Raw genomic sequence first — 25,078 nt, 5'->3', positions numbered from 1 at the left:
GAGGAAGTTGTGATTAGGATATAATGTTATAGATAGAGTTGGTACTGTAAAACCCTGAAAGGTGGAGACATAGACCGTATTTCTATCATCTATTTCCGGGCAAAAGATCGACTAACGACTAATTCAAGTAATTAGTAAATAGATAGCATTCTAGCGATAGTCTTTCTGGAGTGTTCGACGGCAAAAGTCCGGCAAACACGCACGCTTGACGCCAGTTTTTCCCGGAACGTCAAAGAAAAGTTCTTTGTCGAAAGCATCCTCAGCTATAATCTGTGATTTAGATGGGGTGCGTTCAAAATAGGTAAAGTGTACTGTCACTGACCCCCCATTTTAAAGGGGTTTCCCAACATCCCGCAAGCTTATATAAGGAGACTACATATCTATGCCCCAGCTTGAGGCCAGCCCAACAATTGACTTTCAAACCGAAACTTACAAAGATGCTTACAGCCGCATCAACGCCATTGTGATTGAAGGCGAACAAGAAGCTCACGATAATTACCTGACACTGGCCGAACTGTTGGCGGACAAAAAAGCAGAGTTAGTTGGCTTGTCCAAGATGGAGAACCGCCACATGAAAGGCTTCCAAGCTTGTGGCCGGAATCTTAAAGTCACGCCGGACATGGCATTTGCCAAGCAGTTCTTTTCGGAATTGCACAAAAACTTCCAGACGGCTGCGGCCCAAGGTCAGATTGTAACTTGCTTGTTGATTCAATCGCTAATTATCGAGTGTTTTGCGATCGCAGCTTACAACATCTACATCCCCGTCGCCGATGACTTTGCTCGCAAAATCACCGAAGGCGTCGTCAAAGAAGAATACACCCACCTCAACTTTGGGGAAGTCTGGCTGCAAGCTCACTTTGAGGAATCCAAAGCCGAACTCGAAGCTGCCAACCGCCAAAACCTGCCCATCATCTGGAGACTGCTAAACTCTGTCGCAGACGATGCCCGCGTTTTGGGAATGGAAAAAGACGCTTTAATCGAAGACTTTATGATTGCCTACGGCGAAGCCCTAGGCAACATAGGCTTTAACAACCGCGATATCATGCGGATGTCAGCACAAGGCCTCGCAGCCTAGTTAATTTGGAAATAAGGAATGGGAAAAAAATTAAAAATTAAAAATTAAAAATGGGATACCTCATTTTAAAATATATATTTTTAATTTTCCCATCTTCCATATTCCATCTTTCATCTTCCATCTTCAATCTTCCTTCATTTGACAACTTAATGTTTGGTCTAATCGGTCACTTAACCAGCTTAGAACACGCCCAATCAGTAGCTAACGAGCTGGGCTATCCAGAATATGCCGATCAAGGTCTAGATTTTTGGTGCAGCGCACCGCCCCAAATAGTTGATCAGATCACGGTAACAAGCATCACTGGACAAAAAATAGAAGGCCGCTATGTGGAGTCCTGTTTTCTGCCAGAAATGCTAGCCACTCGCCGGATAAAAGCAGCCACTCGCAAAATCCTTAATGCAATGGCACACGCTCAAAAAAACGGGATTAACATCACGGCTTTAGGCGGCTTTTCTTCGATCATTTTTGAGACTTTCAACTTGCAGCAAATTAAGCAAATTCGCAATCTCAAGTTGGAGTTTGAACGCTTCACCACTGGTAACACTCACACAGCTTACATCCTCTGCCGCCAAGTAGAAGAAGCAGCCCCTAAATTGGGGATTGAACTTTCAAAAGCCACGGTAGCCGTTTGTGGTGCTACTGGCGATATTGGCAGTGCTGTGTGTCGCTGGCTCAATGTTAAAACAAATGTAGCAGAATTGTTGCTCATCGCCCGCGACAAAGAACGATTGCAAGATTTGCAATCAGAATTGGGTCGAGGGAAAATTATGGACTTGGAAGAAGCCCTGCCCCAAGCGGATATTGTAGTCTGGGTAGCCAGTATGCCCAAGGGAGTAGAAATTGACCCTAAGACATTGAAGCAACCATGTTTATTGATTGACGGTGGCTATCCGAAAAATTTGGCAACTCAGGTTCAGCATCCCGGAATTTACGTACTCAATGGCGGCATTGTGGAGCATTCCCTCGATATTGAGTGGAAAATCATGAAGATTGTCAATATGGATGTGCCGGGCCGACAGTTGTTTGCCTGTTTTGCTGAATCAATGCTACTGGAATTTGAAAAAATGTATACCAATTTTTCTTGGGGACGGAATCAAATTACTGTGGAAAAGATGGAGCAAATCGGTCATATTTCTGTCAAGCACGGTTTCAGACCTTTATTAATGTCAGTTTGATGTTAAAAGTCAACTGTTAAATTTGAAAATTTAATAGTTGACTTTTTCTTTGGCATCGGAATAATATTTGGAGGAGTGCAGCGCGATCGGGAAGCTCGCGCTATATGATAATGATGATGTGACCGAGTTGGATATCATACAAAATTTAAAACTCAAAATTTCCAAATTTCCTCTCTTTTTCAGCATCCCCTGACAGGGTAGGATCGGAAAATAGTCGATCGACAAAACCTGACAAAACCTGACAAAACCTTATAGAAATTATCAGCGTGCCAAACCCAGACCGTAAACCCTTACTCTTAGATTTTGAAAAGCCCCTGGCCGAACTCGAAACCCGAATTCACCAGATTCGCGAACTCGCCGCAGAAAACAGCGTCGATGTCACCGACGAAATTCGCAAACTCGAGGCTCGCTCAGCCCAACTGCGACAAGAAATTTTCAGCAGCTTGTCCCCCATGCAGCGACTGCAACTCGCCCGTCACCCGCGCCGCCCCAGCACCCTCGATTACATTCAGGCAATTAGCGACGAGTGGATCGAGCTTCACGGCGATCGGCGCGGCGGAGACGACCCGGCCCTCGTCGGTGGAATTGCCCGCATAGACGGGCGTCCCACAGTCATCATCGGCCATCAAAAAGGACGCGACACAAAAGACAATATCGCCCGCAACTTCGGCATGGCGGCTCCCGGTGGCTATCGCAAAGCCCTGCGGTTGATGGAACACGCCGATCGCTTCGGAATGCCAATTTTCACGTTTATCGACACTCCGGGGGCTTGGGCGGGCTTAGAAGCAGAACAGCTCGGACAGGGAGAGGCGATCGCCTGTAACCTCCGAGAAATGTTTCGCCTCGACGTTCCCATCATCTGCACCGTCATCGGCGAAGGCGGTTCCGGCGGCGCATTGGGTATCGGTGTCGGCGAGCGGCTGTTGATGCTGGAACATTCCGTCTACACCGTCGCCACCCCCGAAGCTTGTGCCGCCATTCTCTGGAAAGACTCTGGCAAAGCTAACTTGGCTGCAGAAGCCCTGAAAATCACTTCCTGGGATTTGAAAAACCTCGGCGTTCTCGATCAAATAGTACCAGAGCCGATCGGTGGCGCTCACTCGAATCCCCTCAAAGCCGCTTCCATACTCAAACAAGCTTTGTTAGAAAACTTAGCAGAACTAACCCAGCTTACGGGTCAGCAGCGACGCGAACTCCGGTATCAAAAGTTTCGTCACATCGGTGTATTCACTGAAATTGCGGCTTGAGCCGCTCGATTCAGAGCTGTGAGTTATGAGTTGAAAATCTTTTACTTTAAACTCATAACTCACACCTCATTATTCTGCGGATCTGTCAGCAGTGTTATAATTTCTCAGGTGACACGGCTTAACAGTTCTTAATGTTTATCTCATAATTAACTGTTATCACCCGCAGCAGACAGTTGTCTAATTTGCCGAAGAAGGCTGCAACGCTGTAGGGAGTTGCCGAGCGAAAGTATTAGGACACTGAATGAACCATCCAACAACAAAGCAGGCTCTGATTACCGGAGCCAGCAGCGGTATTGGCAAAGCGACGGCTCTAGCGTTCGCCGCCGAGGGCATAAATCTGGCCTTAGTTAGCCGAGAGTCGGAAAACTTAGAAGCCGTTGCCGCAGCAGCCCGAAAAGTCGGAGTGAAAGCAGAAGCTTATCCCTTAGACTTGGCAAAAATTGAGCAAGTGCAAAGCAGCATCAGCGCGATCGCAGCTCAATTGGGTTCCGTAGATATCCTGGTAAACAGCGCTGGCATGGGCTACACCGGCTCCTTGACGGAAACGTCCCTAACCGACTGGCAGAGCGTTCTAGACCTCAATCTAACTAGCGTTTGGCAGTGCATTTTAGGAGTTTTGCCCTCCATGCGCGATCGCCGATCGGGAATCATCATCAACGTTTCCTCGATCGCCGGCACCCAAGCCTTCCCCAACTGGGGAGCCTACTGCGTTAGCAAATTTGGTCTCATGGCTTTGTCTAAAACCTTAGCCGCCGAAGAACGGGCTCACGGAATTCGCGTAACAGCAATCTGTCCCGGTTCTGTCAACACTCCCCTGTGGGACACAGACACCGTGGACGCCGACTTCGATCGCACCGCCATGTTAACCCCAGAAATCGTCGCCCAATCAATTCTGCACGCAGTTCAGTTGCCAGCGAGTGCAGTAATTGAAGAAATCACGCTCATGTCCAACGCAGGAGTTTTGTGAACTTGAGATTTTAGACTGCTGGATTTTTCTCGAATTCAACAATCTTTGAATCTCTAGCTATAGCGGTTCTCAGATAAATGAGGTATACAGAAACCCTGTAAGGTCAAGCTTTTCAGGTCAAAATTCGTACCTCACCTTTTTGAGAAAGGCTATATATCCCCCAATCGAAAATCTAAAATCGAAAATCGAAAATCGATTCACCCTCACACCAACTTGTTATGACAATTGCATCTTCCACCGATTCCAATGGCTCGAACTCACTCTCGACTGACAGCATGAAACTGTTACAAACCGCAGATAATAACTCCCCGCGCATCCCCACTCGACCCGATCGCAATTCCTCGAACGGTCAAGAATCCAGCGTGCCCAAACCCTCAGAAGTAGGCCAAGAAGAAATGATGGAGGCCGTTCGCACAATACTGCTGGGAGTAGGAGAAGACCCCGAACGCGAAGGATTGCTCAAAACCCCAAAACGGGTAGCAGAAGCAATGCGGTTTCTCACCAGTGGTTATAGTCAATCCCTCGAAGAACTCCTCAACGGCGCTATCTTTGACGAAGGTCACAACGAAATGGTACTGGTGCGAGACATCAGCGTATTCAGTATGTGCGAACACCATATGCTGCCGTTTATGGGCAGAGTTCACATTGCTTACATTCCTAACCAAAAAGTAGTGGGATTGAGCAAATTAGCCCGAATTTCCGAGATGTATAGCCGCCGGTTGCAGGTGCAAGAACGTTTGACGCGCCAAATTGCCGAAGCAGTTCAGACAATATTGGAACCGAAGGGAGTAGCTGTGGTAATGGAAGCCAGCCATATGTGCATGACGATGCGGGGTGTGCAAAAACCCGGTGCTTGGACGGTTACAAGTGCAATGTTGGGCGTGTTCCAAGAAGAACAGAAAACTCGTGAAGAATTCCTGAATTTGATCCGCCACCAACCGGCATTCTTTTAGTCATTAGTCATTAGTCATTAGTCATTAGTCATTAGTCATTAGTCATTAGTCATTAGTCAATCACTTTTTCCAGGTGGCTAGCGATCGAGCAATTTGGTCATTAGCCCCCAGATTCATCCGCAGTCGCAATCTAAAATCTAAAATCTAAAATCAGATGACGATCGACTGATAAACCCATAAAATAGACGGGTGACTCATGACTTGTGACTAAATGAATCCTATTAAATTCGGTACAGATGGCTGGCGCGGCATCATTGCTGACGATTTTACATTCGATCGCGTAGCGTTAGTCGCTCCCCTAGCGGCACAAGTTCTCGCACAAACCGGCGGCAGCGATGGCAGCAGCGGTACCGTAATTGTCGGTCACGACCGCCGATTTCTGGCTGAAGAATTTGCCTTCACAGCGGCTGTTGCCATCCAAAACGCAGGATTTGACGTGCTCCTGAGCGAATCCTACGCCCCCACTCCAGCTTTCAGTTTAGCTGCCAAACAATTAAATGCTTTGGGTGCGATCGTCCTGACAGCCAGCCACAATCCCGGTGCATATTTAGGGTTAAAAGTCAAGGGCGGATTTGGCGGTTCAGTTTCGCCCGAAGTTACTCAACAGATAGAAGCAAAACTCGAAAATCCGGCGGCACTTTCAGCAACTCCCGGCAAATTGGAGAATTTCAATCCTTGGCCGGCTTACTGCAAAACCTTGCGGGAAACGGTAGATATTGAGGCGATTAAAGAAGCGATCGCCAGCGGCAAAATTACAGTATTTGTAGATGTAATGCACGGGGCCGCCGCCGGAGGATTAGCTCAAATTTTAGAAGAAACAGTGCACGAAGTCAACAGCGATCGAGATCCGCTGTTTGGTGGCGGTGCACCCGAACCTTTGCCGCGCTACCTGTCGCAGTTATTTCGGGTGATGCGTACTCACCAGCGAAAAAGTTCTGGTTTGTCAATCGGATTTGTATTTGACGGAGATAGCGATCGAATTGCAGCCGTTGACTCTAGCGGCAACTTCCTCAGTTCACAAATCCTAGTTCCCATCTTAATCGAACATTTAGCAAAACGGCGCGGCTTGACCGGGGAAGTCATCAAAACAGTCAGCGGTTCAGACATAATTCCCAAAATTGCCAAGCTGTACGACTTGCCATTATTTGAAACGCCGATCGGTTACAAGTATATAGCCGATCGAATGTTGACCACCCAAGTCTTAGTCGGCGGCGAAGAATCGGGAGGAATTGGCTACGGTACGCACATTCCCGAACGAGATGCTTTACTGTCAGCCCTGTACTTATTAGAAGCAGTGGTCAAATCCGGGGAAGACTTAAGCGAAATTTACAGCCGACTGCAACAAGAAACAAGCTTTACTTCAGCGTATGACAGAATAGACTTGCACCTAGCAAACATGGAAGAAAGGTCGCGTTTGCTGTCCCTGCTGCAAAATCAACCCTTAACAGAAATCGCCGGCAAAGCAGTTGTAGATTGCAACAAAGTGGACGGATATAAATTCCGTTTAGCTGACGGAAGTTGGCTGTTAATTCGGTTTAGCGGAACAGAACCCGTGTTGCGGCTGTATTCAGAAGCAGCGACATTGAAAGAAGTCATGCAAAACTTAAACTGGGCGAAAAATTGGGCGCATAATTAATCGGACTTTTCCACCGCAGATAAACGCAGATGAACGCGGATGACTCGATCTCAAATCTCTCTTTCTCTGCGTCCTCTGCGGCCTCTGCGGTAAAAAAAATATTACTCACAATGAAATACTATTGCTATATCAGATTAATTTTAGGATAAAAGCAAATGGCTTACAGCGATTTCAGCCTTGCGAAAGTCAAAAAAGATTTTGGATTGATTTTAGATGAAACTCGCAATTTATTTGCCGATACAAAACCCGTCTCACCATCCGAAATATTAACAACAATCCTGATTGATTATGTACCGCTAGCAACTTTTATTTCCACAGAAAAAGCTCGCTCAGAATTTTTGATTGCCCCGATATTAGCAGAAGTTCGGCGATTGTTAAACAAACGAGTTTCTCTTTTTTCCGGTAAGGATTTTACTGTCGATCCAGAAAGAGGTTTGCAAGGATTTTGCGATTATATTATTAGCGGTTCTTCAGAACAATTGTTCATCAGTGCTCCGGTTATAACAATTTTTGAGGCAAAAAAAGAAGATATTATTGGCGGTTTGGGTCAATGCGTGGCTGCAATGGTAGCGGCCCAATGTTTCAATCAAAACCAAGACACTGAGGTCGATCGCATTTACGGCGCGGTGACGACGGGAACTAACTGGAAATTCTTGATTTTGGAGGAAACTATTGTTTATATCGATCCGATTGAATACTATATTCAAGATGTTGATAAGATTTTGGGAATTTTGTTGCAACCATTTCCCCAATATGTTTGTTAATATGGATCGGTAAGTTTTAACAGAAATAATGACCGATCGCAAATTGCTAGTTGTAGCTACGGGCAATCCGGGTAAACTCAAGGAAATGCAAGTTTATCTTCAGGATTTGGGATGGGAATTGGAACTAAAACCGGAAGAGTTGGAAATCGAGGAAACAGGCGAAACTTTTATTGCTAATGCTTGCTTGAAGGCGTCTGAAGTGGCAAAAGCAACGGGCAAATGGTCGATCGCCGATGATTCTGGTTTAATGGTAGACGTACTCGACGGCCAACCTGGGATTTACTCCGCACGCTACGGGAAAACCGATCCTGACAGGATATCTCGACTTCTCAAAGAATTGGGAAGCGAACAAAACCGGGAAGCACAATTTGTTTGCGCGATCGCGATCGCCCGTCCCGACGGTACAATTGCCTTGCAAGTAGAAGGAATTTGCCGCGGCGAAATCCTGCATACTCCTCGCGGTACGGGAGGTTTCGGATATGACCCCATTTTCTACGTACCCGCACAGCAACAGACATTTGCCGAAATGACACCGGATATCAAGCGATCGCACTCTCACCGCGGCAGAGCCTTCCACGCTCTTATACCACAAATGGCGAGCATTGTCAACCCCTAATTAGGAAAAAAGCCAAAACCGGGGGTAACTGTGGCATTGGATATTGACACTTAGGTATCAGAACTAAACAGGAAAGAGGTTTTTCCTTGGCAATGATTAGTTACCAATGACCAATGACCAATGACCAATTACCAATGCCCAATGCCCAATGCCCCAGTATCTTAGATTGCCTCCAAGTTCTTTTCCCCAGTCCGAATCCGAATAATTTGTTCTACAGGAGAGATGAAAATCTTGCCGTCGCCAATCTCGCCCGTGCGGGAAGCCGCGATAATTTTATCAACCACCATGTCAACCTGATCGTTTTCCACAACAATCTCCACCTTGAGCTTTTGCAAGAACTCAACAGTGTACTCAGAACCGCGATAGCGTTCTGTCATGCCCTTCTGACGGCCAAAACCTCTAACTTCAGAAACAGTCATCCCCACAATACCAGCATTGACGAGTGCGATTTTCACTTCGTCTAGTTTAAAGGGGCGAATAATAGCTTCAACCTTTTTCAAGTTTCTCACTCCTAACAGTTAGTACCTTCGTTATATTACTTAATCGGCGTGACATCTTTTAATATCACTGCCAGCAGCAAGTATTTTGTCAAGTATATTACCGTATCTTGTACTCGCGATGAAATGCACGCCAACCTTTAACAATCTTCTCGGATTTTCCGGGCGAGCGGGTTCTCGGCTCCGGCCGATCGCGGTAGAGTTAAGAAGACTGCAGCAGCCGTCCCCCGCCGCTGATCTGCTAAAACAGAAAAAGAACGCAGGAGACAGGAGTTTTCCGAGTTTCCGCTTTGCTATGTCAGATTTGCACATATTGCTGAAAACTATAATTGCCAGAAGCGGTCAGTTAAACTATTCCTATGCACCCAGCCAGCCCTCCCCCTGACCGCAGCGGGCTTGATGCCCTACTGAGAAATCGCCCCTTCCTCGCCTTGTGGACGGGCCAATTATTGGCCCAAGTGGCGGATAAAATCTTTTACGTATTGCTGATTATTCTGCTGAAAACCGGCGACTACCGACCCTGGCCTGTTTCTTGGCAACATTCGGAAAATTCTATGCTGTCAGCGGTGATGATCGCCTACACCGTGCCGGCGATCGTCTTTGGTTCCGTAGCCGGTATCGTGGTAGACCGCTTTTCCAAAAAGCAAATGCTGATCGCCTGCAACGTGATTCGAGCCGCGTTGATTGTAGCTTTGCCGTTTTTGCCCAAAGCTTTTGTGGTTTTGTTGACGATGACGTTTTTAATCTCTACCGTAACGCAATTTTTTGCTCCGGCAGAGCAGGCTGCAATCCCCCTGACCGTGGGGCGAGAGGGACTGATGTCGGCAAATGCGCTGTTCGCCTCGTCCACAATGGGCGGGATTATTGTCGGGATGACGATCGGCGAACCGCTGTTTAGTTGGGTCAAACACAGCTTCGGATCGAGTTCTCAAGAGTTTTTGCTGGGCGGGTTGTACCTAATATCAGCAGGTTTGATCTATGCTATGCGGATCAAAGAACGTCATGCCGGCAGCAGTGGCAAAAACGTCCATCCTTGGCAAGATCTCAAAGAAGGTTTGCGCTATTTGAAACACAATCACCTTGTCAGCAACGCGATGGTGCAGTTGACCATTTTGTATTCGGTGTTTGCGGCGCTTCAGGTGCTGGCGATCGCGCTTTCAGGCAAAATAGGTCTCAAAGAAACTCAATTTGGCTTTTTGCTGGCTGCAGCAGGAGTCGGAATGGTCTTCGGCGCAGCCTTTTTGGGACACTGGGGCGATCGAATGCACCACAAACCTCTGCCTTTAATCGGTTTCTTGATGATGGGTTTTGTATTAGCAATGTTTGCCTTTACTCGACAGTTATGGGTGGGTTTCGGATTGAGTGCTCTGTTTGGTTTTGGTGCTTCCTTGATTAACGGCCCGATGCAAGCTCTGATTCAAGAAAAAACTCCCGAATCTATGCGGGGTAAAGTCTTTGGATTTGAAAACAATGCGATTAATATTGCTCTGAGCCTGCCTTTAGCGATTACTGGCCCACTGACTGATGCTGTCAGCAAAGCAGTCGGCTCGGATGACCTCGGCTTGCGGATCGTGTTGCTGAGTTTGGGCTTTTTGGTCTCGGTGATGGGCATGGCAGCTTGGAAACATACTCGCAAAGTCTTGCAGGATGTTCTCTGAACTTTGCAAAGAAGGAAGAAGCAAGAGGGCTTGGTTTTCGCGATCGATCCATAACATAGCAACCGCCCTGATGATTAGGACGTTCTTAATTGCTCAAACGATTAGTTTTTCTTGTCGAATGCCGAATCACCAAAAAACGAGCGAGAAGCCCCTGGCTTTAGACATGGGGAGGAAAGCGACTGCGACGACCGTCGCCGTGGAAGGATCGCAATTGGAGTCGCAATGATATGATAAGTGCAGCGACTAAGAATAACCATCTACGTGTTGAAACATTTTAGTTTCGGTGAGATTCCGGCACAGTAAGCCACTACTGCATTTGAGCAGGAAGCCTATTTAACTGACAAAAAATATCAAAATGTGGAGCGTACCTATCTGGCATAAGTGATGGACTCCGAAAGCAGAAAAAAGCCAAAAGTATACGCAAAGCTTGGATTCGTCCATGCTGAGTGGGTAGAGGCGCATTGATAGCGCCTTTGAAAGTCCCTTTGTGGTCTTATTCAAGAATCCCCCTGATTCATCAGTGGGGAGTATCAAGAATGCTATACAAGCGTCATATCGCGGTAAACCGGCATAGGGGCCGCGATTTCCTCTGTTTCTTTTGAGCCTCTGCTGTTCCACAATTTCGCGATCGGACACCGCCCGCTCGCCAAACTTTTTGTAAAATATCAGCAGTCAAATTTTCAGAGTTTGACTATTGAGATTAAAGTATAGCCTTTCTCAGAAAGATGAGGTACTCATGGGCTAATGGCTAATGGCATAGGTCATAGGGCTAATGGCTAATGGCCTACCTCACTTTTTTGAGAACCGCTATAGTATTATAAAACATCATTAAGATTGTAAACATCAATAGACAATGGTAGTATCATATAGCCAGATGATTAATGCCGATGTTAACGGGTCTATAATATTTTGAGAAAAGCAATCCCAAATGCGTTTAGCGATGGGATAGGGAGCTGCGTAGTTCAGCCGAGGCGGGTTAATCCGCTCAAAGTAAAAGCGAAAGGGGAGGGACTTCATGCCTCCCACGTCATGTAATAGATGACTATAGTTTTACAAGCTATAAAAGCTTTCATTAAAAATCATAATTAGTTTAAGGGAGGAAATTCTGTGCAACTAAAAACTAAAGTGACCATCAGGCGTGCAACTGGTGGATTTGCTCTGATTGACAGCTTGATCCGCCACGGCGTCAAGCATATTTTTGGTTATCCCGGTGGCGCAATTCTGCCGCTTTACGACGAACTCTACCGCGCCGAAGAAACTGGCGCAATCAAACATATTCTGGTGCGCCACGAGCAAGGTGCTGCTCACGCGGCCGACGGGTACGCCCGCGCTACCGGACAAGTTGGGGTTTGTTTTGCTACTTCGGGCCCCGGCGCAACTAATTTAGTGACGGGGATTGCGACAGCCCACATGGATTCGATCCCGATGGTAATTATTACCGGTCAGGTGCCCCGTCCGGCGATCGGCACTGATGCGTTTCAGGAAACAGATATTTACGGGATTACCCTGCCAATTGTCAAGCATTCCTATGTAGTACGCGACCCGAAAGATATGGCGCGAATTGTGGCTGAAGCTTTCCACATCGCGAGTACAGGGCGGCCGGGGCCTGTTTTGGTTGATGTACCCAAGGATGTGGGTTTAGAAGAATTTGACTATCTGCCCGTGGAACCCGGATCGGTGAGAATTCCGGGCTACCGGCCGACGGTGAAGGGAAATCCCCGGCAAATTAATCAAGCAATTTATTTGCTGCAGGAAGCAAAGCGTCCTTTGCTTTATGTCGGGGGCGGGGCGATCGCAGCCGGGGCCCACGAGGAAATTAAGGAACTGGCCGAACTTTTCCAATTGCCGGTGACGACAACGCTGATGGGCAAAGGTGCCTTTGACGAAAACCATCCTTTGTCGGTGAAAATGCTGGGGATGCACGGCACTGCTTACGCTAATTTTGCCGTTACCGAGTGCGATTTGCTGATTGCTGTCGGGGCTCGGTTTGACGATCGGGTGACGGGCAAATTAGACGAGTTTGCAGCGCGCGCGAAGGTGATTCACATCGATATCGACCCGGCGGAAGTAGGCAAAAATCGCGGCCCTGACGTGCCGATTGTCGGAGATGTCCGCCAAGTTTTGCTCGATTTGCTGCGTCGCTGTCGGGAAACTGGAGTTTCGGGGAAGGCCGGACAGACTGCGGAATGGCTGCACAGGATCGATCACTGGAAACAGGACTATCCGTTAGTTGTGCCTCATTACCCAGACATTTTGTCTCCGCAAGAGGTGATTTCTCAGTTGGCTACTCAAGCACCTGATGCTTACTACACAACGGATGTCGGTCAACATCAAATGTGGTCGGCTCAATTTTTGAACAACGGGCCGCGCCGCTGGATTTCCAGCGCTGGTTTGGGCACGATGGGTTTCGGGCTGCCGGCTGCGATGGGCGCGAAAATGGCGCTACCCAATGAGCAAGTGATTTGTATTGCTGGGGATGCTAGCATTCAAATGAATATTCAAGAGCTGGGAACACTAGCACAATACGGCATTAATGTCAAGGTTGTTATTGTAAATAATGGCTGGCAAGGCATGGTGCGGCAGTGGCAGCAGGCGTTCTACGGCGAGCGTTATTCCTCGTCGAATATGACGGTGGGGATGCCGGATTTTGTGATGCTGGCTGAAGCTTATGGCGTGAAGGGGATGCTGGTTTCGCAACCGGAGGAACTCAAAGATGCGATCGCTCAAATGCTCGCTCACGACGGCCCGGTGCTGATGAACGTGAAGGTGACGAGGGACGAAAACTGCTATCCGATGGTAGTTCCAGGTAAGAGCAACGCTCAAATGGTTGGTTTGCCGGAACGTAGCAAGTTGCAATCTACAGAGTTGGTTTATTGTCCGAGTTGTGGCGCGAAGAATGTTTCGAGCAATAATTTTTGTCCTGAATGCGGGACAAAAGTTTAACGAGTTTTGAGTGGGGACTTAGGCAGTGCCTATTAGTCTCAACTTAAGGTCAAACGTAGTCATAGACTGCTGTTTATCGTCGAGGCCAGATCCCCCTAAATCCCCCTTAAGAAGGGGGACTTTGAGATCGCTCCGGTTCCCCCCTTCTTAAGGGGGGCTAGGGGGGATCTGGCCTCGGATAAAAGCGAGAGATACAAAGGTTTCAGACTTAAGTTGACACATATCGGCAATGCCGTCTCTTTACCCGGATCTGCTGTTTCACATTTAACACCATCTCCGCTGGCATCGCATCGAGAGCTTTAATGTGTAATCTCTAAGCATATTTTATGAGCCAGTGTCTAAACCCTGATTGCCTATTCCAAAACCCGTCTGGCTATACAAAATTCTGTCAAAAATGTGGGAATAAACTGCTATTGGGCGATCGCTACGGAGCCCAAAAAATTATTGGACAAGGGGGATTTGGGCGCACTTTTCTAGCTATTGACGAGTATAAACCATCTAAACCTCCCTGCGTTATTAAACAATTTTACCCCCAATTTCAAGACCCTTCTAGTATCCAGAAAGCTGCTGAGTTATTTGAGCTTGAAGCAGTCCGCCTAGAGCAGTTGGGTAAACATTCTCAAATTCCCGACTTATTAGCATATTTTAGTCAAGATGGACGGCAGTATTTAGTCCAAGAATTCATCGACGGTGAAAACTTAGCCGAAGCACTAGAATCTAAGGGATATTTTAGCGAAACGCAGATTCGCGACTTGCTTAATAATTTACTGCCAGTATTCGAGTTCATTCACTCTCGCCAAGTAATTCACCGGGATATCAAGCCAGAAAATATTATTCTTAGGCAAGATGGGCAACTGGTTTTAGTTGACTTTGGAGCCGCGAAATATGCGACACAAACGGCTCTAGGGGTAACGGGAACGAGAATCGGGACGGCTGGATATACGGCACCAGAACAAGCCAACGGTAAACCGATTCATGCGAGTGATATTTATAGTCTGGGTGTCACTTGTCTGTGTCTGTTAACTGAGGTTGAACCGATTGATTTATTCGATGATAGCGAGTTTGAGTGGGTGTGGCGAGAACACTTAAAAACATCTGTCAGTTCGGAACTGGGTCAGATTTTAGATAAAATGATACAACCTGCTATTAAAAAACGTTATCAATCTGCTACTGAAGTTTTGCAGGCTCTTGGTACTCAATCACCTCAATTATCAGCTCAAACACCTCCACCGGCATCGCCACCAGACTCGCTTAAATCAGCGCGGGGTGTTGACTATACTCGTCTGCGGGATTTATTAGCAGCAGGAAAGTGGAAAGAGGCGGATCAGGAAACAATAAAGGTAATGCTGAAAGCTGCGAGACGGGAGAAGGAAGATTATTTTGATACGGGTTCAATTGAGAATTTTCCTTGCGATGATTTACACACCATCGACAAATTGTGGGTAAAATACAGTCAGGGTCGCTTTGGTTTTAGCGTCCAGAAAAAAATTTGGTTGGAAGTGGGCGGCAAAGTTGATTGGGATACTGAATGCAAGCTAGGCGATCGTGTCGGTTGGCGAAAAGGAGGCAGTTGGTTGGACACAAAGGACCTAACCTATAATAAACAAGCACCTGTGGGCCACCTCCCTAGGCAACTGTGTGGGTGGTGGGGTGGGTTCCGGGGTTTGGGTGTGAAGTGGCGTTATGGTTCTTCTCTCGCATCAAGAGCTGTAAGGTGTAATTTATAGGAATTTCAGCCTTTTTTCAAGTCTTTTTTATCGAATCTTTTTTTACGAAATTATCGATTTTAGTCATTTCATTACGTGCTAATTGGATGGGTTTCACAAAGACACGACTTACCCACTAAGGCCAAAGAAACCGGGTTTTTGGCCTAATCGGTGGGTGACAACGAAAGATTTTCGTAAAAAAACCCGGTTTCTGACCACCCGTGGGTATCAACTAATGCGTTATGCGATTGTCATTAAAAAAACACCGAATAACTATTCAGCTTACGCGCCCAATTTACCCGGATGTGCAGCCACAGGCGCTACCCTTGCGGAAGTACAGCAGCAAATTAAAGAAGCGATCGAATTTCACTTAGAAGGATTGCGAGAAGAAGGTTTACCGATTCCCGAACCAACTACGCTTTGTGAATATGTCGAAGCACGATAATCTCAGAAACCCGGTTTCTTTCTATATTTCTCGTCACTCAACGCAAAACTCGTAGAAACCGGGTTTCTAGCCCCCATGCTTAAGCCATGAACTTACGCACTAATGCCAAAGAAACCGGGTTTTTTACCTAATCTGTGGGTGACAACGAAAGATTTTCGTAAAAAAACCCGGTTTCTGAGATATAGGAAAATTCGCGGGAGTAATCAATGAATCTTTATTTGGGAATAGATTTTGGCACGACAGGCGCGCGATCGACAATCATCGACTCCCAGGGTACAATCCATTGCGAGACAGAACATACTTTTGCCAACAACGGGCAACAACAGCCTGAATTGCCCTCGGTGTGGCAAAATGCGCTGTGGGATTCGATCGAGCAAATTCCCCCAGCCATCCGCAATCAGGTAAGGGCGATCGCCCTTGACGGCACATCTTCCACTGTCATGCTGTGCAATACCGACGGTATACCAGTATGTGAGCCGATTTTATACAATGATGCGCGCGGTGCAGCGGTGACAGAGAGGTTGCGGGCGATCGCCCCCGACAACCACACAGTAATAAGCGCTACATCGAGTCTGGCAAAACTCCTGTGGTTGCAGGAGGGCGGGCTAGAAGCCCACCCGACAACACAATTCAGTCTTTGTGGAACAGGCATCTTGCCTGTTGTTGAGAAGCTTTATTTCCTGCATCAAGCTGACTGGCTGGCATTTCTGCTGCACGGAAAATTGGGAATTAGCGACTATCACAATGCTTTGAAACTCGGTTTCGATGTTGATACTTTGTGCTATCCGAATTGGCTGATAGAGGGAATTGCGGGCGCTGCAACTCCTGAATTGCCGCAAGTTGTCGCACCGGGCACGCCTGTGGGGGAAGTGAGAGCTCAAGTGGGCGATCGCTTCGGTTTTCCCCGCGATTGTATGATTTGTGCTGGTACAACCGATAGCATTGCCGCATTTTTAGCAAGCGGTGTCAATTTACCAGGGGAAGCAGTAACTTCTCTCGGCTCTACACTAGCAGTCAAACTGTTAAGTCATACCCGCGTAGATGATTCTAGATACGGAATTTACAGTCATAAATTAGGCGATTTGTGGTTAGTTGGAGGTGCTTCTAATACCGGAGGTGCGGTGCTGCGACACTTTTTTACTGATGTTGAGTTAGAAAATTATAGCACACAAATTGATCCAGAACAAGAGAGTTTGCTGGATTATTACCCATTGTTGAAAAAGGGCGATCGCTTTCCGATTAATGACCCGAATTTGCCGCCCAGACTCGAACCGCGTCCAACTGATTCAGTGGAATTTCTGCACGGTTTGCTAGAAAGCATCGCGCGGATTGAAGCGCGGGGATATCAATTATTGCAAGAATTGGGTGCAACTCCTTTGACAAAAGTTTATACTGCTGGCGGCGGGGCAAAAAATTTGGTTTGGAGTGCGATTAGAAAGCGTTATTTAAAAGTGCCTGTAGTAAAGCCAATTCATACTGCAGCTGCTTATGGAAGTGCGTTATTGGCGAAGCATGGAATGCAAATTTAAAGGTGGTAAATTTGGACTGATATCGCTCTCGATTAAAGCTAAAATGAGAGGAAGTAAACATTCTGATATATTGTGTTAAGTTGTTATCCCTAAAAATTAAGGACAATGGCAAAGCTACCTGATGACATCCTGAACACAATTTTCACATTGCAGCGGCGGCTAGTGGAAATCCTCAACGAAACAACCGCCACAGAATATATATTCATGCAGCAGTTTGGCGAGACAGAAGCGACACTCCCGGAACTAGAATCCCTGGATAATATTAAGGAAAGGTTGAGAACCTCTTACAATCGTTTGTACAGGCTTTTGCAGCAGGTGGCAGAATCTCAACCCGCTGCGACTGCGGATACGTTAAACTTTTTGTATGGAACGATAGAAGACGGAGAGGCAATTGTCGATGCCTCAGCAGCAAGCATTCAAGAAATCAAAATGGATTGGAACTTACGATGAATCAACAACCTAGAATCCCCGACGCTGAAACCAGAAAGCGACACGTTGAAAAGATGCGTGAAGTCTGCCGACAGTTGGACGCTTTCAATTTGAAGTTAGATGAAGCGATTGCCATATTTGAAGCTGACAACCGCCGCCAGCGTCGAGAACGTTTGGCGGGTAAATACAGGCGTGTGGAATCTCAGGTAGTCGAATAAGATATGAGATGTTGCATCCTTGTTAATAAGTCTTTTATGAACAGGCAAGATGCCTGTTCCACAAAGAGTGAATTTTCTTGTGGAACAGGCATCTTGCCTGTTCTTGAAAATGGTGCAAGATGTGAGATAAGATCGATCGAGGGGCGATTCCCTGCGGGATAGCCTTGAATCATTTCTTTTGAGTCCCCTCTGTTCGGACGCAAGGTTGTGTAGTAACGGTTTTAACCGCCGACTCCGATCGGGAGTTTTCAACGCAGATTTGATATATGCTAATTTTCGCACACCATCCACACTAAAAATCCCAATATTTTATCTACTGGAGGTAGCGGATAATCGGTAAGATCGATCGTCACTATTTGCCCTTCCAGCTTGAGAAACCGCCAAGCTGTGCCGCTGGAAACGCTGCCGTAGATGACGGAAATCGAGATCCCTTTTGCTTCATTAAATCTCTGGGCTGCCACCATTTCAGCAATACATTGACCCAAACCTACTTTCAAATCTCCTTTTTTAGCTTCCACCATCACAATTACCGGGGCCTCAACGTCTAACTGTTCCGGGGAACGGCTGATGATAAAATCGCAAACTCCTGTAAGTCCAACAGCTACATCAACATTAAATTCCTCACCCGAAAACACGCTGATTTGTTGGTTAAGAATCCTGCGAACTTCCAGCAATACAGGGTTAATAATAGCTTCAGAACGGGCTTTTTCGGTGCTAGTGGCGATCGCCCAAGGCAAATTTGTCTCCAGCATGGTCTGCAAGGCTGTTGCGGGTGCGATCGGTTCGATTTCCGGCAGAAATCTGATTCCTTCCACTACTGTAAGATTGAAGGCTTCTTTAACCTTGCCGATGGTCGTAAATTGACTGTAAGACATAAGAGTTTAGGTTTTTATTTCTGCTTTTTACTTAGATAAAACTAAGGTTGAAACCGCATCGACACAAACGAGATACCCGACGTGGACTAAAGATAAAAACGTAATTTTTACCGCCCCCTCGGAAACCCGCGTCGGCGGGTTTTGCCTGTATAGACGCGGTTTAAACCGCCGGATTTTCTATTACACTCGCTGCAACTTAGCTGTTCTCGGATCGATAATTTTTCTGCCCAAACCTGAAAACTTAATTGCCAGATTAGTTTTATCGCCTTCTCCCAAAACATGGGTAATTTCTCCCACTCCAAAAGCATGATGAAAAACCCGATCGCCCGTTTTCCACTCTGCCGATTGAGAATTCCCAGAATTAGCTGCTGAATTATTAGTTTTTCCCTTGGAAACAGCCGTTTTAGCTGTCTTAGTTTTCTTCGCACTTCCAGCCAGCAAATGTGTCGGCAATTCCCCTAAGAATAGCGAAGGGGTGCAGTGTTCCCGGTAGCCTCCCCAGAGGCGGCGTTCGCGAGTGTGGGTGAGAAATAGCAATTCCTGGGCGCGAGTGATGCCCACGTAGCACAAACGGCGTTCTTCTTCGATCGCTTTCGGGTCGTCCAAACTGCGAAAATTGGGAAATAAACCCTGTTCCATTCCGACTAGAAATACTACGGGAAATTCTAACCCTTTTGCAGAGTGCAGCGTCATCAGCGACACGCGGGAATCCTCTTCCTGCAAGTCATCTAAATCGGATGCTAAAGATGCTTTTGCTAAAAATGATGTCAGCGTCGGTTCTTCGTTTTGTTCTTCAAATTGCAGCACAGCATTGTACAATTCTCTGACGTTTTCTATGCGATTTTCTGCTTCCTCGGTTCCTTGATTTTTCAAATCTTCAATGTAGCCTGAATCTTGGATAATTCCTTGGACAATTTGCGAAGCGGGCAGGGTTTCAACTTGCGATTGCCAACGACCAATCATTTCGGCAAACTTAATAATAGCTTTTGCCGATCGCCCTGCGAGAGTATTGACAGAAGATTCATCGCTGAGGATTTCCCACAACGGAATGCCTAACTGAGTTGCAGCGTCTTCGATTTTGGAAAATGTGGTATCCCCAATGCCGCGACGGGGAGTATTGATGATGCGTTTGAGGCTGACGCTATCGTCGGGATTGGCAAGCGCCCGCAGGTATGCTAGGATATCTTTGATTTCTTTACGATCGTAAAACTTGAGACCACCGACAATATTGTAGGCAATGTCTAAACGCATTAACGCTTCTTCAAAGGAGCGAGATTGAGCGTTTGTGCGGTAGAGAATCGCAAAGTTACTACCGTTTTCGTATTCGGAGTTTTGGCGCTTCAAAGAATGAATTTGACCTGCTACAAATTCCCCTTCATCTAATTCGTTGTCAGCCCGCCAGACAACAATGGGAGCTCCGGGTTCGCGAGTCGGGCGCAGAATTTTCTCGATCCGTTCGGTATTGTGTTCGATCAAGTGGTTTGCGACTTGCAGGATGTTTTCGCGCGATCGATAATTTTCCTCTAATTTTACCATCGTCTGAGTTTTATCGTCCGACAAACCATCTCCGAAATCCTCTTGAAATTCCAGCAATATGGTATAATCTGCCATCCGAAAGCTGTAAATTGATTGATCGACATCGCCCACGACAAAAATCGAACGGTTTTGCCATTTATCGAAGTTTTTCGGGTCGGCGTTATTTGTCACCAACATCCGAATCAAATCGTATTGAGTGCGGTTAGTATCTTGGTATTCGTCAACTAAAATATGGCAAAACTTTTTATGCCAGTAACTTAATACTTGCTCGTTTTGGCTCAAAAGTTTAACGGGAACGAGGATTAAATCGTCAAAATCTAGGGCATTGTTTGCTGCTAAAGCGTCTTGGTAGCGACTGTAAACATCGGCAATCACGCGACCTCGATAATCCGGTTCTGCTGCTTGGTATTCTAGAGGCGACCAACCTTTATTTTTAGCGTTGCTGATGACATAGCGGACTTTTCGGGGGTCAAATTTCTTGTCGTCGAGGTTCAGTGTTTTTGTGACAATTTGTTTGACGAGACTTTGAGCATCTGACTCATCAAAAATCGAAAAGTTTTTCTTCCACTGGCGCCCTTTTTCGTCTTGGTATTTTTCTATATCGTAGCGGAGAATGCGGCCGCACAAAGAGTGAAAAGTCCCCATCCAAATGTGTTTGGTGATTCTTTGGTAAATTTGCGATCGCAATTTCGTCTGCACATCCGGGGCTAAGTCTACCAAAGGTTTGCCATATTCGGCTTCAGCTTGCTGAGTTGCCAGCAATTTCTCAATTCTTTCTTTCATCTCCCTGGCGGCTTTATTTGTAAATGTCACCGCCAGAATATTTTCAGGATCGACTCGATTGGTGCGAACTAAGTTAGCAACTCGGTAAGTTAGAGCTCTGGTTTTGCCGGAACCAGCCCCCGCTACTACTAACAGCGGCCCGTTATAATGGGCGACTGCTTGGCGCTGAGATGGATTGAGGTGGCTGAGGAAATCAGTGGTTTGAGTCATAGCTAGAAAGTTAGTTTAATTTTTTAAGGGGTAAATAATACTTGGTATGCGATACCGCGAGTTCTTTTTAAGGTAAGGTGCGCCTAGCGCACCCTATATTATAACTAGAACGGTGATTTTTTAAACTTTAAATATTTTTGGCTCAAAGGAGTTGTTTAAGGTAAGGTGCTCGGCGCGCACTCTACACTATAAATAGATAGGTAATTTTTTTTAACCTTTAAATATCCGTGTCAGCCAAATTACTGCTAATATTCCCAAGCCAATCCAAATGGCAATAATCACAACAGCGGCAGCCCGATTTATCGGTTTTCCTCGCTCTATTTCTGCGGCTGCTTTTTCCCGACACTCGGCTAAAACCTGTGGCGGAATCATCTTCAGTACCAGCCAAATTCCCAAAGGTACAATTATCAAATCGTCCAAGTAGCCGAGAATTGGTATGAAATCGGGAATTAAGTCGATCGGGCTAAAAGCGTAGGCAACCGTAAGGCCTGCTAAAATTCTGGCGTACCAAGGTACTCTCTGGTCTGTACTTGCTAAATAAACAGCGTAAGTTTCTTTTTTGAGTCGGCGGGCAAGTTGTTTTAACGATTGCATATAATGACTAATGACTAATGACTAATGACTAATGACTAATGACTAATGACTAATGACTAATGACTAATGACTAATACTTTTTTTAGTTGCTAAAAATGTAACAACCCGGATATTTAGCACTTTCAGTGGGAAGGTAAAGTATAGCATCTGTTGTATGTGAGGAGAATCAAGTTTATGAATTCAAATTGGCAACGTCGCGATCGCATTAATTTCCGTAGTCTGGTAACAGCGTTATGTTTAACCTTAACTCTCGTTAGTTTTGTGAGATTAGATCCGGCGGTGGCCCAAGAACAGCGGATCAGAACATTGACTGTTACTGGGCGGGGTGTGGAAGCGATTCCTACAACTCAAACGCAAGTGCGGCTGGGGGTTGAGGTGCAGGGGAAAACGGCGGCCGAGGTGCAGCAGGAAGCGGCGAGACGATCGTCCGCTGTGGTAGAGTTGCTGCGATCGCGCCAAGTCGAAAAACTCGAAACTGCCGGCATCACCCTCAGCCCGACTTACAGCTACGAAAACAACCAGCAGCGCTTGACTGGCTATACGGCGACAAATACCGTCAGTTTTCGGATTAATACTGCATCTGCCGGCACTTTGCTCGACGATGCGGTAAATGCCGGAGCCACACGCATCGACGGTGTGAGTTTTGCCGCCGCCGAAAGTGCGATCGAATCTGCTCGAAAACAAGCAATCAAAAAAGCAACTCAAGATGCTCAAGCGCAAGCGGATGCAGCCTTTAGCGCCCTCAACCTCAAGCGGGGAGAGATTCTGGGCATTCAAGTCAACGGTGCGATCGCGCCGCCTCCAATGTATCGGCAGTTTGCTACTTCTCGCCCTGCTGGTGCTGATATTATTACAACGCCAGTGGTGGGAGGGGAACAGCAGGTAGAAGCTTCTGTGACTTTGCAATTTGGATATTAAATAGTTAGGGGTTGAACTGGCCACCTCAGCTTGACCCTAACTATTTCTCGATTTATCAAGCAGCTTTTTCTACAAAAAAATTTAGCCGTTTTAACCACTTCTGCCAGTAGTCTAGAAACGAAATCTCTCCTTCTTCAGGGGGAGAGTTCCTCAATAAATAGACTCTCCGTTAAACCCTAGGCGATCGCATTTCTCATACACAGAAAAGAGTGGACTCTTTTCTCAGATCCACTCTTTGTTAAACTCTCTTAGGGCTAGCTTGAACAAGCTAGAGTTAAGTCCTTACTTTACCTAGTCCTTAATGATTCTCTTGTCATGAATGACCACTTGATCCTTGAGTTTAGGAGTGCCGGAGATGTGAATATCCGTATCCATATTTTCCTCGGTGGATTCGGCTAGATATTGGGCAGATGACTTAACATCGTGCGCTGCACGTTTAGCAGATTCGGCTGCATTTTGGGCAGATGAGTTAAAACCATGCCCTGCACCTTGAGGAGATGGGGTTGCATTTTGGGCAGATGACCTAAAATCAGGCACTGGAGGTTTAGCAAATTCGGCTGCATTTTGGGCAGATGATTTAAAATCATGCGCTGCAGCTTGAGGAGATGGGGTTGCATTTTGGGCAGATGACTTAACATCCTGCTTAACATCCTGCGCTGCATCTTTAGCAGATTCGGCAGCATTTTGGGCAGATGACTTAACATCCTGCGCTGCACCTTTAGCAGATTCGGCGGCGCTTTGAGCAGATGACTTCATTGATTCAGCAGCACTCTTACCAGATGACTTAAGCGATTCGGCTGCACTTTTTATAGAGGGCTCAACTGCTTTCGCTGTATCTTTTACAGTCGATCTCAGATCCTTAGTTGCCCCCTCAATTTCCTGAGCTACAGCTTTGGCAGAAGGCTTAACTTCATCAGCAGTGCTCTTAATAGAATCCGCTGCACTTTGTATAGAAGGCTTGACACCTTCGACTGTCTGCTTGACTGAATCTTTTACTTCTCTAATTGTAGGTTTGACTTCCTCGGATGCGCTCTTGACTGCTTCTACTACAGAAGGCTTGGCTTCCTTAACTGTCTGATCGACAGATTCGGCTATACTTTTAATCGAAGGCTTGGTTTCCTCAACAGTCTCCTTGACTGCTTCTGCTGTAGCTTTGATAGATGGTCTAACTTCCTCAGCAGTTTCCTTTACTACTGTCCCTAGCTCTTCTACAGTGTGTGTAATACCGTCTGCTACGCTGTGTGCTGCATCCCCTAAATTATCTACAGCACGGTTAACAGTATCAGCAGTACCTTTACCAATCATAGCGCCAGCAACTGAGCCTGCTACAGCACCAATAATGCCTCCAGAGCGAGCACCGAGTATACCACCGACTGCTGCTCCAGCTATCCTAGCACCAATGCCTGAGCCTGATGATTGATCTTCCTTTGATTCTGCATTTTCGTTAGTCTGAGCCTGAAGCTGCGCGTTTTCGCTATTGTCAACATTCTTTTCCTGGAAGTCAGGATTGGCTTCAGGTTGGTTAAAAGGCTGCTTATTATCAGTCATAGATATCCTTGGGTATTACTGTTACATTTACTAGGCTAACTATATACTTCTCAGAAAATCTACTGCCTAAGAACTAGATTTTGACTGTTACTTAAGAAGTAGATTCTCAAAAATACTGACCACTACCGCGCTAGGGACTCGCTGTTCCTTCGACCTTGAACAAGTTGGAGGCGCGCGTTAGCGAAGCCCTCGAAGAGGATCGCATATCTGGCACAGTCTTAGCTTAGCCAGCCAAAAATAACTAATATATACAGGCTTGTTTACTGATTAAATGATTCATAAATATTCTAAAAAAAATGGGAGTGTCCGCTTATAATTTAAGGTTTAACAACGATATTAATAATATATTTATCAGGGAAAGTTGTAGGTTTAATTATTGAACCAAGTGATTTGTTTTGTGGACGTTGCTGATTTACGGTAGGAAAGGTTAAATATGCCAGTCATAAAAACCAGTCCCCACAAAGCTTGGGGATTTTCAACTGATTTTTTTCATACCCTGATTAAGCAACGCCAGATTTAGGAGTGATCTAACTGACGAGGAGAACTCTTTGAACAGCAACTTGACCGCTTTAGCCACCAGAGGCGCGATCGCACTTACGTGTAATTGGGCATAAGTTCGATCGCTCCTAAATTTTAGCGTCACATACGGCATTTTGCCCTATATAATAATAGAGAGATTATATAGCCTTTCTCTGAAAGATGAGGTATCATGTTACTGACACTCACTCGTGAGGGTCAAACAGAGAAAATCAGCTC

The 25,078-nt window shown here is 46.3% G+C and carries 21 protein-coding genes and 1 pseudogene; 17 read left to right on the top strand and 5 right to left on the bottom strand.

Annotated elements, in window-relative coordinates; translation table 11 throughout:
- Positions 1–382 precede the first annotated feature (382 nt).
- From QUB10_RS17675 to rdgB, 8 genes are all read left to right on the top strand, one after another.
- Positions 383–1,075, top strand: coding sequence for an aldehyde oxygenase (deformylating) (locus QUB10_RS17675; RefSeq protein ID WP_333204074.1), 693 nt, complete (start codon positions 383–385; stop codon positions 1,073–1,075).
- A gap of 149 nt (positions 1,076–1,224) precedes the next feature.
- The gene (locus tag QUB10_RS17670) at positions 1,225–2,250 is read left to right on the top strand and encodes a long-chain acyl-[acyl-carrier-protein] reductase (protein WP_333051513.1); all 1,026 of its coding nucleotides are present in this window, start codon (positions 1,225–1,227) and stop codon (positions 2,248–2,250) included.
- A 266-nt stretch (positions 2,251–2,516) separates the two neighbouring features.
- Positions 2,517–3,497, top strand: coding sequence for an acetyl-CoA carboxylase carboxyl transferase subunit alpha (gene accA / locus QUB10_RS17665; RefSeq protein ID WP_333204073.1), 981 nt, complete (start codon positions 2,517–2,519; stop codon positions 3,495–3,497).
- Between the two features lie 241 nt (positions 3,498–3,738).
- The gene (locus QUB10_RS17660; RefSeq protein ID WP_333204072.1) at positions 3,739–4,464 is read left to right on the top strand and encodes an SDR family oxidoreductase; all 726 of its coding nucleotides are present in this window, start codon (positions 3,739–3,741) and stop codon (positions 4,462–4,464) included.
- Between the two features lie 218 nt (positions 4,465–4,682).
- A complete protein-coding gene (gene folE / locus QUB10_RS17655) occupies positions 4,683–5,417 on the top strand; it encodes a GTP cyclohydrolase I FolE (protein WP_333204070.1) in 735 nt (244 codons plus the stop codon).
- A 211-nt stretch (positions 5,418–5,628) separates the two neighbouring features.
- The gene (locus QUB10_RS17650) at positions 5,629–7,053 is read left to right on the top strand and encodes a phosphoglucomutase/phosphomannomutase family protein (RefSeq protein ID WP_333204068.1); all 1,425 of its coding nucleotides are present in this window, start codon (positions 5,629–5,631) and stop codon (positions 7,051–7,053) included.
- A gap of 155 nt (positions 7,054–7,208) precedes the next feature.
- A complete protein-coding gene (locus QUB10_RS17645; protein ID WP_333204066.1) occupies positions 7,209–7,817 on the top strand; it encodes a hypothetical protein in 609 nt (202 codons plus the stop codon).
- 28 nt (positions 7,818–7,845) lie between these two features.
- Positions 7,846–8,433, top strand: coding sequence for an RdgB/HAM1 family non-canonical purine NTP pyrophosphatase (gene rdgB / locus QUB10_RS17640; protein WP_333204064.1), 588 nt, complete (start codon positions 7,846–7,848; stop codon positions 8,431–8,433).
- A gap of 161 nt (positions 8,434–8,594) precedes the next feature.
- Here the strand turns inward: rdgB and QUB10_RS17635 are convergent, their stop codons facing one another.
- Positions 8,595–8,933 carry a P-II family nitrogen regulator gene (locus QUB10_RS17635; RefSeq protein WP_006633346.1) on the bottom strand — a complete coding sequence of 113 codons (339 nt, stop codon included), beginning with the start codon at positions 8,931–8,933 and terminating at the stop codon, positions 8,595–8,597.
- A 356-nt stretch (positions 8,934–9,289) separates the two neighbouring features.
- On the opposite strand from QUB10_RS17635, the gene QUB10_RS17630 reads away from it, so the two are divergent.
- The 8 genes and pseudogenes from QUB10_RS17630 (at position 9,290) to QUB10_RS17595 (ending at position 17,858) form a co-directional block, all read left to right on the top strand.
- Positions 9,290–10,588: an MFS transporter gene (locus QUB10_RS17630; RefSeq protein ID WP_333204062.1), complete on the top strand. Its 1,299-nt coding sequence runs from the start codon at positions 9,290–9,292 to the stop codon at positions 10,586–10,588.
- Between the two features lie 862 nt (positions 10,589–11,450).
- A pseudogene (locus QUB10_RS17625) lies at positions 11,451–11,623 on the top strand (RNA-guided endonuclease TnpB family protein); the annotation flags it as partial.
- 72 nt (positions 11,624–11,695) lie between these two features.
- Positions 11,696–13,531 (top strand): biosynthetic-type acetolactate synthase large subunit, encoded by a 1,836-nt coding sequence (ilvB, locus tag QUB10_RS17620; protein WP_333204060.1) that lies wholly within the window; start codon positions 11,696–11,698, stop codon positions 13,529–13,531.
- Positions 13,532–13,857: 326 nt separating this feature from the next.
- Entirely contained in the window at positions 13,858–15,258 is a 1,401-nt protein-coding gene (locus QUB10_RS17615) for a serine/threonine-protein kinase (protein ID WP_333204058.1), read from the top strand.
- 214 nt (positions 15,259–15,472) lie between these two features.
- Positions 15,473–15,682: a type II toxin-antitoxin system HicB family antitoxin gene (locus QUB10_RS17610; protein WP_333204056.1), complete on the top strand. Its 210-nt coding sequence runs from the start codon at positions 15,473–15,475 to the stop codon at positions 15,680–15,682.
- A 206-nt stretch (positions 15,683–15,888) separates the two neighbouring features.
- Positions 15,889–17,211, top strand: a complete 1,323-nt coding sequence (locus tag QUB10_RS17605) for an FGGY-family carbohydrate kinase (RefSeq protein WP_333204054.1) — start codon at positions 15,889–15,891, stop codon at positions 17,209–17,211.
- Positions 17,212–17,316: 105 nt separating this feature from the next.
- The gene (locus tag QUB10_RS17600; RefSeq protein WP_106146328.1) at positions 17,317–17,661 is read left to right on the top strand and encodes a hypothetical protein; all 345 of its coding nucleotides are present in this window, start codon (positions 17,317–17,319) and stop codon (positions 17,659–17,661) included.
- Positions 17,658–17,858 carry a hypothetical protein gene (locus tag QUB10_RS17595; protein WP_333051533.1) on the top strand — a complete coding sequence of 67 codons (201 nt, stop codon included), beginning with the start codon at positions 17,658–17,660 and terminating at the stop codon, positions 17,856–17,858. The genes QUB10_RS17600 and QUB10_RS17595 overlap by 4 nt, the downstream gene beginning before the upstream one ends.
- Before the next feature lie 269 nt (positions 17,859–18,127).
- Here QUB10_RS17595 and QUB10_RS17590 read toward each other — a convergent pair whose 3' ends face one another.
- The 3 genes from QUB10_RS17590 to QUB10_RS17580 all read right to left on the bottom strand — a co-directional run bounded on the left by QUB10_RS17590 (position 18,128) and on the right by QUB10_RS17580 (position 21,856).
- A complete protein-coding gene (locus QUB10_RS17590; protein ID WP_333204052.1) occupies positions 18,128–18,733 on the bottom strand; it encodes a hypothetical protein in 606 nt (201 codons plus the stop codon).
- Between the two features lie 180 nt (positions 18,734–18,913).
- The gene (pcrA, locus tag QUB10_RS17585; RefSeq protein WP_333204051.1) at positions 18,914–21,262 is read right to left on the bottom strand and encodes a DNA helicase PcrA; all 2,349 of its coding nucleotides are present in this window, start codon (positions 21,260–21,262) and stop codon (positions 18,914–18,916) included.
- A gap of 210 nt (positions 21,263–21,472) precedes the next feature.
- Positions 21,473–21,856 carry a YkvA family protein gene (locus tag QUB10_RS17580; protein ID WP_333204049.1) on the bottom strand — a complete coding sequence of 128 codons (384 nt, stop codon included), beginning with the start codon at positions 21,854–21,856 and terminating at the stop codon, positions 21,473–21,475.
- Between the two features lie 174 nt (positions 21,857–22,030).
- On the opposite strand from QUB10_RS17580, the gene QUB10_RS17575 reads away from it, so the two are divergent.
- A complete protein-coding gene (locus QUB10_RS17575) occupies positions 22,031–22,774 on the top strand; it encodes an SIMPL domain-containing protein (RefSeq protein ID WP_333204047.1) in 744 nt (247 codons plus the stop codon).
- 291 nt (positions 22,775–23,065) lie between these two features.
- On the opposite strand, the gene QUB10_RS17570 is transcribed toward QUB10_RS17575, so the two are convergent.
- Positions 23,066–24,322 (bottom strand): hypothetical protein, encoded by a 1,257-nt coding sequence (locus QUB10_RS17570; protein WP_333204045.1) that lies wholly within the window; start codon positions 24,320–24,322, stop codon positions 23,066–23,068.
- Positions 24,323–25,078: the final 756 nt, after the last annotated feature.

This window comes from Microcoleus sp. B5-D4 (assembly GCF_036705145.1).
Classification (GTDB): Bacteria; Cyanobacteriota; Cyanobacteriia; order Cyanobacteriales; family Microcoleaceae; genus Microcoleus.
The sequence above is the reverse complement of the archived record's forward strand: the minus strand, read 5'-3'. Positions and strand labels throughout refer to the sequence as shown.

What these genes read in the sequence shown, in the direction of transcription:
- QUB10_RS17675 (WP_333204074.1), top strand. Translation starts at nt 383, where the DNA reads ATGCCCCAGCTTGAGGCCAGCCCAACAATTGACTTTCAAACCGAAACT.
- QUB10_RS17670 (WP_333051513.1), top strand. Translation starts at nt 1,225, where the DNA reads ATGTTTGGTCTAATCGGTCACTTAACCAGCTTAGAACACGCCCAATCA.
- QUB10_RS17660 (WP_333204072.1), top strand. Translation starts at nt 3,739, where the DNA reads ATGAACCATCCAACAACAAAGCAGGCTCTGATTACCGGAGCCAGCAGC.
- folE (WP_333204070.1), top strand. Translation starts at nt 4,683, where the DNA reads ATGACAATTGCATCTTCCACCGATTCCAATGGCTCGAACTCACTCTCG.
- QUB10_RS17650 (WP_333204068.1), top strand. Translation starts at nt 5,629, where the DNA reads ATGAATCCTATTAAATTCGGTACAGATGGCTGGCGCGGCATCATTGCT.
- QUB10_RS17645 (WP_333204066.1), top strand. Translation starts at nt 7,209, where the DNA reads ATGGCTTACAGCGATTTCAGCCTTGCGAAAGTCAAAAAAGATTTTGGA.
- rdgB (WP_333204064.1), top strand. Translation starts at nt 7,846, where the DNA reads ATGACCGATCGCAAATTGCTAGTTGTAGCTACGGGCAATCCGGGTAAA.
- QUB10_RS17630 (WP_333204062.1), top strand. Translation starts at nt 9,290, where the DNA reads ATGCACCCAGCCAGCCCTCCCCCTGACCGCAGCGGGCTTGATGCCCTA.
- QUB10_RS17615 (WP_333204058.1), top strand. Translation starts at nt 13,858, where the DNA reads ATGAGCCAGTGTCTAAACCCTGATTGCCTATTCCAAAACCCGTCTGGC.
- QUB10_RS17610 (WP_333204056.1), top strand. Translation starts at nt 15,473, where the DNA reads ATGCGTTATGCGATTGTCATTAAAAAAACACCGAATAACTATTCAGCT.
- QUB10_RS17605 (WP_333204054.1), top strand. Translation starts at nt 15,889, where the DNA reads ATGAATCTTTATTTGGGAATAGATTTTGGCACGACAGGCGCGCGATCG.
- QUB10_RS17600 (WP_106146328.1), top strand. Translation starts at nt 17,317, where the DNA reads ATGGCAAAGCTACCTGATGACATCCTGAACACAATTTTCACATTGCAG.
- QUB10_RS17595 (WP_333051533.1), top strand. Translation starts at nt 17,658, where the DNA reads ATGAATCAACAACCTAGAATCCCCGACGCTGAAACCAGAAAGCGACAC.
- QUB10_RS17590 (WP_333204052.1), bottom strand. Translation starts at nt 18,733, where the DNA reads ATGTCTTACAGTCAATTTACGACCATCGGCAAGGTTAAAGAAGCCTTC.
- pcrA (WP_333204051.1), bottom strand. Translation starts at nt 21,262, where the DNA reads ATGACTCAAACCACTGATTTCCTCAGCCACCTCAATCCATCTCAGCGC.
- QUB10_RS17580 (WP_333204049.1), bottom strand. Translation starts at nt 21,856, where the DNA reads ATGCAATCGTTAAAACAACTTGCCCGCCGACTCAAAAAAGAAACTTAC.
- QUB10_RS17575 (WP_333204047.1), top strand. Translation starts at nt 22,031, where the DNA reads ATGAATTCAAATTGGCAACGTCGCGATCGCATTAATTTCCGTAGTCTG.
- QUB10_RS17570 (WP_333204045.1), bottom strand. Translation starts at nt 24,322, where the DNA reads ATGACTGATAATAAGCAGCCTTTTAACCAACCTGAAGCCAATCCTGAC.